Here is a 12005-nt window from a genome sequence, read left to right as displayed (position 1 = left end):
TGGTGACCGTGAGTACCCTATCAAATCTTAAAGAATACATTCTCGGCAGAGTAAAAGACGGCGGGATCGACAAACAGGCAGCTTTTCGCTTGCTGAAGGATTTACAGGGTCTGAATGCCAAGGGCGGGGAAATCGCGGTGATCGGGATGGCCTGCCGGTACCCGGATGCCGATTCCCCGGAGCAATTCTGGAGTAATTTGCGGGCGGGATTGGACAGTGTAGGGGCCTTCCCCGAGAAGAGGAAGAACCAAATAGAACCTTTCCTCCCCCCGCGGGGAGAAGAGGCAGGCTCACCCTATTTCGAGGCCGGATTTCTGGAGCGAATCGATCAGTTCGATGCGGCTTTCTTTCGTATCGCACCACGCGAAGCTGAACGGATGGACCCTTATCAGAGATTGTTTCTCGAGACGGTGTATCACACTTTCGAGGATGCCGGTTACGGAGGGAACAAGCTGCACGGCTCCGATACGGGCATATTTGTTGGAACCGATCATACGAACAAGGTAAAAGCCGCCTATCTGAACTTCATTCCGCGCCATGACTTCAATGATCTGGTCGGGTCATGGACGAGCATTCTGGCCAGCCGGGTCTCTTATCTGTTGGATCTGAAAGGGCCGAGCATGGTCGTGGATACGGCCTGTTCGTCGGGACTCGTCTCGGTTCATCTGGCATGCAAGGCGCTGCAGAACAAGGAATGCTCCATGGCCGTTGCCGGAGGGATCAACCTGTTCCTGACCCCGATGAATTCGAATCTGGACGATGTCGAAGCGGGAGGAAGCGGTTCGGTTATCCGGGCCTTTGATAAGAGGGCGGAGGGAATCCTATGGGGAGAGGGGGTCAACGCCCTCTTACTTAAGCCTCTTGAACAAGCGCTGGCCGACGGGGACCATATATACGCTGTCGTCAAGGGAAGCGCAATCAACAACAACGGGGCGACGAACGGGATTACCGCCCCGAGCGCAGAGGCTCAGGAGGAGGTCATCGTCAAAGCGTGGGAGGATGCCGGCATCAATCCGGAAACGCTGAATTATGTGGAGACTTTTGCGGCAGGCACCTTATTGGGCGATTCCATTGAGATCAAGGGACTCTCCAATGCTTTTGCCCGATATACGGATAAGCGGCAGTTCTGCGGAGTGGGCTCCGTTAAACCGAATATCGGACACAATGTAGGGGCTTCCGGCATCAGTTCCGTCATGAAGGTTATTATGGCGATGCAGCACCGGCAGCTTCCGCCGTCGATTCATTTTGATGAACCGAATCCGTTTATTCATTTCTGCGAGTCCCCCCTGTATTTGAACGACAATCTGATTCCGTGGGACGTAGGAGCAATTCCGCGGAGAGCAGGCGTCAGCGCCTTCGGTTTTAGCGGGACCAACTGTCATGTCGTTCTGGAAGAGGCCCCCGGGTTGGAGACGGTTCAGCAGGCGGATGAACCGCACTTATTTACGATGTCCGCCCAGAAGGGCTCGCTCCTGATGAAACTGGCCGATACTTATCTGGAATGGCTGGCCGATGGACAGGACACCCCGATCGGAGATATCTGCTATACGGTAAATACGGGCAGAAAGCACAATGAATGCCGGGCCGCTCTGCTGGTTCGCAATATCGGCGAATTGACGAACGGTCTGCGGGAGCTGCTGCGAGCCGGAAACTGTGCCGAAAGCCATACCCGGCAAGCCGACAAGGCGGCGCAGTACCGTATGGGCCAAGAAGCGGACAAGCTGATTGCAGAGTATGTGAAAGGCGGGAAGAGCGACTCCGATAGGCTGGCACGGCTCGGGACCCTCTACGAGTCGGGAGCCGGTATTGACTGGGAGGCCCTCTATCAGGGAGAGAGCAGAAGAAAGGTAAGTCTTCCCGGCTATCCGTATGAGTCCGTGTCCTATTGGCTGCAGGCTCCGCAGCGGGGGAATGCGGAAGCTGCCGCAGCAAGGCCGTCATTGGAGCTCACCCCGGACATCGGCATGCCGGAGCCCGTCCGGTTGTACGGGGAGCCGGATGAGGCCTTTACGGAGACCCAACATCTTGCCGCCGCCGTATGGGGACAAGTGCTCGGCTACCGCGAGCTGAACATCGATGCGAATTACTATGAGCTGGGGGGGAATTCAATCCAGGCGATGAAGATTACCAATATCGCCGGCACCCGATTGGAGACGGAAATTGCAGCCGCCGATCTTGTTCAATATCCGACGGTTCGCTTGTTCGCTTCTTTGCTGGAGAGCAGACGGGCGGACGGACGAGTCTATACCCCGATTGAACCGGCGCCGTTCCAGGCGGTGTATGAGGTCTCTTCGGCGCAAAAACGAATATATTTGCAAGAGCTTCAGGAGCCGGGGAACACCAGGTACAACCTTCCTCTGGCCTTTATATTGCGGGGCAGCCTTGACGAGAAACGGCTTGAGCGGGCCTTCTCGGACGTAATCCGGCGCCATGAAACGCTGAGGACCTCTTTCCATTTGGAGAATGAAAGTCCGGTCCAGCGTATTCATGACGAATTCGATTTCCGCATTCAGCGTCTTCACGCCGAACCCGGATACGGGCAACCGGATGAAATGATTCGTGCCTTTGTACAACCGTTTGATCTCTCCCAGGCGCCGTTGTTTCGGGCGGCGCTGGCTCCATGGGGTGAGGAGGAACATTTGCTCCTTCTCGATATGCACCATATCGTATCCGACGGAGCTTCTATGGAAATCCTCGTCCGGGAGTTTGCCGGCCGGTATATAGGGAAGTCGGCTTGGCCCGAGCTGCGAGCTCAGTACAAAGATTTTAGCGAATGGCAGAACCGCTATCTCTCCTCGCCGGGGATGCAGGAGAAGGAGGCCTATTGGCTAAGCAAATTCGACGGCGAGCTCCCCGTATTGAATCTGCCGCTCGATTATTCCCGGCCTAAGCGTTTTTCCTTCGAGGGGGACCGCGTCCGCTTTCAGACGGACGGCAAGCTGGCCGGGAGGCTGAAACGTCTGGCCGCTGCGGAGAAGACGACTTTATACACGGTTTTGCTGACTGCATTCTATACCCTCCTTCACCGGTACACGGAGCAGGAAGATATCGTCGTCGGCTCTCCGACGGCGGGAAGGCAGCACCCGGATGCCGAGCATCTGATCGGGATGTTTGTCAATACCGTAGCCATTCGCAGCTATCCGTCTGCCCGGAAGACTTTCAGACAGCTGTTGGAGGAAGTAAAGACCAGCGTACGCGAGGCGTTTGAGCACCAGGACTACCAGTTTGAAGCCTTGGTCGATCGCCTGGGCCTCAAAAGGGAGCTGAGCCGCAGCCCTTTATTTGATGTTATGTTTGTTCAGCAGCAAGCGGAGAACCCGGCCTTTGAAGCGGAGAACCTGCGTTTTATCCCTTGTCCGGTTGACTCCCGCACGGCCAAATTCGACCTGGTTCTTCAGACATTAAGCGCGGCGGACGACATTAAGCTGGAACTGGAGTTCTGCAGTCAACTGTTCGCCAGAGAGACTGCCGAGAGAATGGCGGAACATTATCTCCAAATCCTGGAGCACATCGCAGCTGACCCGGATGCTGTTCTGTCCGAGATCAGGCTGTTAAGCAGCGGGGAAGAGAAGCAATTGATGGAGGAATTCGCGGGTTCGGCAGCAGGATACGATGGCGGCTTAACGATTCAGCGGCTCTTCGAGCAGCAGGCCGGGCAGGATCCCGGCAGAATCGCGGTCGTCTTCGGGGAACAGCAAATTGCTTATGGGGAGTTGAACGGCAGAGCAAACCGCTTGGCCCGGAGACTGCGGGAGAGAGGCGTGGCCCCGGATCAGATTGTAGCCCTTATGGTCCGCCCATCTATCGAGATGATTGTTGCCATACTGGGGGTTCTGAAGGCGGGGGGCGCTTATCTGCCCATTGATCCCGATTATCCGGATGACCGAATCCGCTATCTGCTGGAGGACAGCCGGGCCCAATGGATGGTTGCGGACGATGAGAAAGCCGGCACTCCGTTCTTTGCGGGAGACCGGATTCTTCTGCAGGATGCTTCTCTCGAAGAACTCGATGAGAGCAACTTGGACAACCTCTCGCAAGCGGGGGATCTGGCTTATATCATCTATACTTCAGGTTCGACGGGCCGGCCGAAGGGCGTAATGATTGAGCACCGCAATCTGGTTCGCCTTCTCTTCAACGACACGCCCGCTTATGACTTCCATCCGGACGATACATGGACTTTATTCCATTCCTATTGCTTTGATTTTTCGGTATGGGAGATCTTCGGGGCCGTGCTGAACGGAGGGAAGTTGGTCATTGTTCCTAAGGGGACGGCAAGAGATCCGAACCGATTTCTCAAATTGTTAGTCGACCAGCAAGTAACGGTGCTGAATCAGACTCCTACCGCTTTCTATCAGTTGACGGAACGGGCTTGCTCCGAGAATCTGCCCTTGAAGCTGAGATATGTTATCTTCGGCGGGGAAGCGCTGGCGCCTGTTCATTTGAGAAAGTGGAAGCAGAGTTATCCCTTTGTCCGGTATATCAACATGTACGGCATTACGGAAACCACGGTACACGTTACATACAAGGAAATCACGCAAGCGGACATCGACAAGAATATCAGCAATATCGGCAGACCGATCCCTACCCTGCGCTGCTACTTGCTGGACCGCAACCGGAAGCCTGTTCCGATTGGCGTTCCCGGCGAAATGTTCGTGGCGGGGGCCGGATTGGCCAGAGGGTACTTGAACCAACCCGATCTGACGAGCGGGCGGTTCGTTGCCGTCGAGGGAATTCCCGAAGAATTGCTCTATGCTTCCGGGGATTTAGCCCGGTGGACACCGGAGGGCAACCTCGAATATCTGGGCCGAATCGATCATCAGGTGAAAATCCGGGGTTACCGGATCGAGCTCGAAGAAATCCAATCCTGTCTTCTTGAGTACGAAGCTGTCATAGAAGCTTATGTGATGGACAGAAGAACGGAGGCCGGGCATCCTTATCTGTGCGCGTACCTGGTCACCGCCCCGGCATTTGAATTGGGAGAGCTTCGCCAATTCGTCTCCGGCAAGCTGCCGGAATATATGATTCCTGCCTATTGGGTCCCCATGGACAAACTGCCGCTGACCTCCAACGGCAAGCTGGATCGCAGCGCGTTGCCCGAACCTGTGGTCCAACCTACGGCGGGCAAGAATGAGCTTCCTTTACAAAATGAGGCCGAACGTCAGCTCGCTGCCGTCTGGAAATCTATTCTGCGCGTAGAGGATGTGGGCCGCAGCGATCATTTTTTTGAGCTTGGCGGAGATTCCATTCAGGCCATTCAAGTTGTCGCCCGTATGAATCGGGCGGGCTACAAGCTGGATACGGGCGATTTGTTCGCCCATCCGACCATTGAAGCGCTGGCGCTCCGCGTTACCCGGCTGGATCAACTGGCAGATCAAGACGCCGCCGCCGGAGACGTAACGCTGACACCGATCCAGCACTGGTTCTTTGAACAGCAGTTTCAAGAGCAGCATCATTGGAACCAGTCGTTTATGCTCTACCGCAGAGAAGGGTTTGATGAGCATGCGCTGAAGAAGGTTCTGCAGCGGATTGCCGAGCATCATGATTCCCTGAGACTTGTGTTCTTCCGATCCGAGGGAGCTTGGAAGGCCCGATACCGGGAGATCACAGAAACGTTATTCGGGTGGACGGCGATGGACATTTCGGATGTGGAGGCGGACACAGGCGCAGACCGGATTCGGGCGGCGATTGAAGAGCAGGCCAACCGGATTCAGCGAAGCAACGATTTGGGCAAGGGGCCACTGCTGCAAGCGGGATTATTCAAAACAGCTTCAGGCGATCATTTGCTTCTGTCGGTCCATCATCTTGTCGTTGACGGAGTCTCCTGGCGGATCCTTTTGGAAGACCTGGAACACGGTTATGAGCAGGCCGCGGCGGGCAAGGCCATCATTTTGGCGCCGAAGACCGATTCCTTTCAGAAGTGGGCCGAAACGCTTCGGCGCTATTCGGCGGAAGAAGAAGTCCGGACGCAGGCTGAGTATTGGCGGAGCGTCGAGCAAGCGGGTTGGGATTCCGTTCCTTTGGACAAGCCGGCCGCCGCTGCCGCCGTTCGGACCGGCGGAACAGTAAAGTGCGTACTCGATGAGATAATGACCGGTCAGCTGCTCAAGGAAATTCATCATGTCTACCGGACAGAAATCAACGATATCCTGCTCAGTGCGCTTGGTCTCGCCTTTCACCGGTGGGGCGGGATGAGTCGGATCGGGGTCTGCCTGGAGGGACACGGCAGAGAGGAGATCGGCGAAAGACTCAATATCAGCCGCACCGTAGGCTGGTTCACGACCTTGTATCCCGTAGTAATCGGGGTTGAAGAGGGCAGGGGGCTTCAGGATTATATCCTGGAGACCAGACGCACGCTGCGCAAGGTGCCGCAGCACGGAATCGGGTATGGCTTGTTAAAGTACTCCGGGCAAGATGTCGGTCCGAACGGCGAAGACCGGGGCCGGGAACTGCCGCCCATCGTATTTAATTACTTGGGCCAGTTCGATGACGGGTCCGGGGATTATCAATTATCGCCGTATTCCACCGGAAATTGGACCAGTCCCGAATCCCAACGAACCGCTGTGCTTGATATTCATGCAAGGGTCACACAGGGGAGCTTGCAGCTTGAGTTCGGATACAGCCGTGAACAGTACGAGGATTCCACCGTGGAGAAGCTGGCGCGGAATTTCGAGAACGCGATTCGAGAAATTGTGGAACACTGCCTGAGCCAGGAACCTTCGAAGCGGAGCAGCGCCGATTTATTATTCACGGGACTGACCGCGAGCGAGCTGGAGGACGTGAGCCGCCGGACTGCCGATCTAGGAGAGATCGAAAATATCTTTTCTCTGACTCCGATGCAGAAAGGCATTCTGTTCCATTCCCGTCTGAATCCCCGGAGCGCTGTTTATGTGGAACAGCTGACGTTTGATTTGTCCGGGCACATCGATCCGGTTCTTCTGGAGCTTTCGGTCAATCACTTCATCTCCCGGCATGACGCGCTTCGAACGGTCTTTATGAACAGCAAGGGAGGGGATTTCCTCCAGGTCGTGCTGAAATCCAGAGAGCTGAAGCTGAATATTCAGGATATCCGGGATTGTTCGGAAGAGGAGAGAACGAGACGGATCGAGGCGTTCAAAGCAAAGGACCGGGAACGGGGATTCTCGCTGGAGTCAGGTCCGTTAATGCGGCTGACGGGTTTTGTCAGGGAAGACTCGCTGCTTCATATGGTGTGGAGTTTCCATCACATTATTATGGATGGCTGGTGCATGCCTCTTCTGTTTCAGGAAGTGTTCTCCATTCTGGAGGCTCAGTCTTCTGGACAGACCCTGGAGATAGAGCAGGGGGCCTCCTATGGGAAATACCTGGAGTGGCTGGGACATCAGCACCTGGAACAGTCCGGCCGGTTCTGGAACGATTATTTAACCGGATTCGAACAGCCGACACTCCTTCCGTACACGACCGGCGGGTCGGGAAGCGGAGATTACCGGTTGGAGGAGCGAACCTTCCGGTTAGGTAAAGAGGAGTCAAGCCGGCTCTCACAATTCGCGGCAAGGAATCGTTCGACATTAAGCACCTTGATTCAGACGGCATGGGGGATCGTCCTGCAGAAGTACAACCAGACGGATGACTGCGTATTTGGGACTGTGGTATCGGGCAGAACGGCGGATGTAGCCGAAATCGGGCAAATGATCGGGTTGTTCATCAATACGATTCCGGTAAGAGTTCAAACGCGGCCGGAGGAGACTTTTGCCGAGTGCGTGGCCCGGCATCAGCAGCTTGCTCTGTCGGCGGTAGAACATCATCACTATCCGCTCTACGAAGTGCAGGCCGGCCACACGCTTAAGCAGGATTTGATTCAGCATCTGCTAGTGTTCGAGAACTATCCGATCAGCGAGATGGAGTTAGGAGGCGAAGCCGGCTCGTTAAGACTCGGCAACGTTCACGTTCGGGAGCAGACGAATTACGACTTCAATCTGGTGATCTTCCCGGGTACCGAATTAACCGTGAAATTCTGTTATAACGGGAATGTGTATACGGATGAAGCGATTGCGAGGATTCAGGGGCATTTTGAACAGGTCCTTATGCAGCTGATTCGGAACCCGTCCGTTCGTGTTGCGGAGGTGGAGCTCGCTTCCGCCGATGAGAAGCGGACCCTGTTGCAAGCGTTCAATCCCGCTCCTACAGCGTCGGGTCCGATTCAGACGCTTCACCGGCTATTTGAGAAGCAGGCGGAACAGTTCGCCGATAAGCCGGCCGTAGAAACCGGAGAGCAGCGGCTTACCTATGCGCAGCTGAACGCTCGGGCGAACCAGCTTGCCCGTGTGCTGCGGCATAAAGGCGTCGGTCAGGACCAGCTGGTAGGCCTGCTGGTGGAGAGATCGGTGGAGATGATGGTTGGCATCATGGCGATTCTCAAGGCTGGCGGAGCCTACCTGCCCATTGATCCGCACAATCCGGATGAACGGTTGTGTTATTTGCTGGAGGACAGCAAGACTCCAATTATACTGACCCAGACCCGCCACGTCCGGCGTCTGCAGAAGCTGTCATCCTTGAGCCTTATTGATCTGGAAGACGGAGGCCTTTATACCGGCGACAGCACGAACCTCCCGGGAGGAGCGGAACGTGAGAATCTGGCTTATGTGATCTACACCTCGGGTTCAACCGGAAATCCGAAGGGCGTCATGATTGAGCATCATTCCGTTATCAACCGGATCGAATGGATGCACAAGCAGTATCCGATCAGTGCAGATGACGTCATCCTGCAGAAGACACCCTATACTTTTGATGTCTCGGTATGGGAGCTGTTCTGGTGGTTCTTGGCCGGAGCCAAACTGTGCTTCCTGAATCCGGGAGGGGAGAAGAATCCGGCCGATATCGTGGGAGCCGTCAGTAAGCATCAGGTTACCGTGATGCATTTTGTTCCGTCGATGCTGACGCTCTTCCTGGAATATGTGCATGGCCGGGAACTTGGCGGCTTGCTCGCAAGCGTCCGCCGCGTCTTTGCCAGCGGAGAGGCGCTCCATATGCGGCAGGTTCAACAGTTTCACCGCATTCTGCATCAGACCAACGGCACACAGCTTCACAATCTGTACGGACCGACGGAAGCGACAGTCGATGTCTCCTATTATGATTGCACGGATCCGGCGCAGAAGGACCTCGTTCCGATCGGCCGACCGATCGACAATATCCGCCTCTATGTTGTGAACAGCCATTACCAGCTTCTTCCGGTCGGAGTAAGCGGTGAATTGTGCATTTCGGGCGCAGGCGTTGCCAGAGGATACCTCAATCGCCCGGAACTGACAGAAGAGAAGTTCGTCCCCGACCCCTTCTGTGAAGGAGAACGGATGTACCGGACCGGTGACTTAGCAAGGTGGATGCCGGATGGCAATATTGAATATTTAGGGCGCATCGATCACCAGGTGAAGATTAGAGGCTACCGGATCGAGCTTGGCGAAATTGAAGCGCAGCTGCTGAAGCATCCTGACATGACCGAAGCTCTGGTCACCGATCGAACGGATTCCGCAGGCGATAAATATCTATGTGCCTATGTCGTGTGCGGACGGGAGATTACCGTCAAGGAATTCAGGGAGTTCTTGGGCAGAAGCCTGATGGAATATATGATTCCCGCCTATTTCATCCGTTTGGAGCGGATGCCGCTAACGTCCAACGGGAAAATATCCAGAAGAGACCTGCCGGCCCCGGAGGCGGAACAAATCACGGGCTCGGAGTACGAGGAGGCCTCGAACCAGGTGGAAGAGAAACTGGTTGCCATCTGGAAAAGGCTGCTGAACCTGAAGAAGCTGAGCGTTCATGACGATTTCTTTGCGCTGGGCGGCAACTCACTGCAGTTAATCAGCCTGGAAGCGGAGATGAACCGAGAGCATTTATATGCTAATCTGACGGATGTCTATCAGCACCGAACGATTCGCAGACTGGCGGAATTCCTGGCTTCCAGCGTTCCGGTTGACCCGGAATCGCCGGCGGAGCCGGGGCGGTTCATTACGTATCGCGAGCTTCCGGCAATGGAGAACCCGGAACAGCCGGGCATAGAGATGGCGAGCGCGGAAGGCGTGAGCGATAACCGTCTTTTGCCGGCGGTAGAGAACGGCGGTATGAAGCGTCTGCGGATCCGCCTGCAGAACAAAATCATTTGCTATACGCACAACTCCTATCTGCTCTGTATCCTGCTCGGGTATGATAATATGCTCCCTTGGTTCTATGAGAATTATGTTCAGCTGTATTACAGCCCCAGCAAGCGGCTTCGGATCAAAGATTCCGAGGAAATTTGGCTCGATTTTTACGGAGGCTGGAATGAACCTCGGCGATTCTTCGATTATAAGTACTACCAGAGAGAGTTTCTTGCCGATCAGGATATCATTCGTTTTATCGAAGGACGAATCGACCGGAACCAGTATTTTCACACCTATCTGGACGAGTTCTATACGATTCAGCAAGGCAGGGAGCATTTTGTTCATGATATCTTCGTATACGGGTATGACCGAGAGAAGCGGCTCGTCCATGTTATCGGCTTCAATGCCAAGCGTGAATTTGTGGCCTACGAGCTGGATTACGACCGTTTCCGCATAGCCTTTGAGGAAGGGGTACGGCTATCCAGAACGCTGGACGAGAACGGCGGTGACTATTACGGTCTGGAGATCAAGTGCATCGTAGATGATTCGTATACGCACTCCTACCGGTTGGACCAGCTGCTGGATCAGCTCCACGACTACCTTCATTCGGTCAATACGGCCAGAAAGCGCAAGATTGATGAATATTTGTATTGTCTCAGCGACAATGTGTTCGGGAGGGATACCTACGCCTATATTCTGGATCACCTGAAGCATGTGCGGGAGCAGGAGGGGGTGCCGGATTACCGGGCCTTCCATACGCTCTATGAGCATAAGAAAGGGCTGTCCGAGAGAATCCAGTATTTGGCCGGACTCTATCCGGAACTGCCGCAGTTGAAGCCAATGGCCGAGCAGTTCGAGAAGCTGACACAGTCCTTCAATCTGGCCAGACTGTCTGCACTTCGGTATTTGGTTATTAAAGATATCGGGCTTGTGGACAGCATGATCGCTCTGGTCTCACGCGGCCAAGAGGAAGAAGGCGTTATTCTGACCGAGCTGTACCGTCTGCTGGACGCGTTCCACAAAGAAAGAGCCATAGCAGCGCTCTAACCCGCAGGAATGACAGCTGCCCCTGCGCCTCGAATACGACTGGAGGGGGGGGCAGCTCTCTTGTGTACAAGGAGGACGACCGGAATGATACCCGTTCACTTATTCTGCATTCCCTATGCCGGCGGCTCGGCCGCCAGCTATTACAAATGGAAGAGCCGATTATCGGATCGCCTTCGGCTTCACCCGCTGGAGATGGCAGGGAGGGGTCTGAAGAGCAAGCAGCCTTTCTATGAAAGCTTGGATCATGCGGCTACCGAGCTCTGTGAAGAAGTCATCCGAACGATCGGACAGGAAGAGGAGTATATCCTGTTTGGACACAGCATGGGAAGTTTGCTGGCTTTTGAGCTCTACTATAAGTTAAGGTCGGCTGGCTACAAAGAGCCCGTCCACCTGTTTGTATCGGGGGGCAAGGCTCCGCATTTTGATCGCCGTCCAATAGTTCACGACAAGCCGCTTGAGGAATTTAGAGAATATGTGCTTGGATATGACGAGGCTTCCCGGGTTGTATTTGAGGATGAACAGCTGCTGAAGTATTTCGAGCCTGTGCTGAGATCAGATTTCAAGCTGGTCGAGCTGTACCGTTTCTCGGCAAAAGCCCGCAGGGTAGGCTGCCCCATGACCGTGTTCACCGGAACCCGGGATCAGAGCTTGACGAGGGAGGAAGTGCTTGCCTGGAAGGAGCATGGCGGCTGTGGGGTCCGGATTCATTCGGTGGACGGCGGCCACTTCTTCATTAATGATCACAGTGACTCCATTATCCAACAGATTAATGAGGCGGCTAGTCCGCTCGACATCGGATAACGGCTGCTGCCGGCAAAATAAAGCCGCCTTCCCTGGCCGGGAGGCGGC

General features: G+C 55.0%; 2 protein-coding genes. Both read left to right on the top strand.

What is annotated here, in order from left to right; translation table 11 throughout:
* Positions 1–8 precede the first annotated feature (8 nt).
* Entirely contained in the window at positions 9–11156 is an 11148-nt protein-coding gene (locus F4V43_RS00670) for a non-ribosomal peptide synthetase (protein ID WP_150456306.1), read from the top strand.
* An 84-nt stretch (positions 11157–11240) separates the two neighbouring features.
* Positions 11241–11957 (top strand): thioesterase II family protein, encoded by a 717-nt coding sequence (locus F4V43_RS00665; RefSeq protein WP_191089415.1) that lies wholly within the window; start codon positions 11241–11243, stop codon positions 11955–11957.
* The last annotated feature ends 48 nt before the right edge of the window (positions 11958–12005 follow it).

Source organism: Paenibacillus spiritus (assembly GCF_008710135.1).
Lineage (GTDB): Bacteria > Bacillota > Bacilli > Paenibacillales > Paenibacillaceae > Paenibacillus_AQ > Paenibacillus_AQ glufosinatiresistens.
This window is presented reverse-complemented; position numbering and strand designations above follow the sequence as displayed.

Bases quoted from the DNA above. Each gene is read 5' to 3' on its own strand.
- F4V43_RS00665 (WP_191089415.1), top strand. From the start codon at position 11,241: ATGATACCCGTTCACTTATTCTGCATTCCCTATGCCGGCGGCTCGGCC.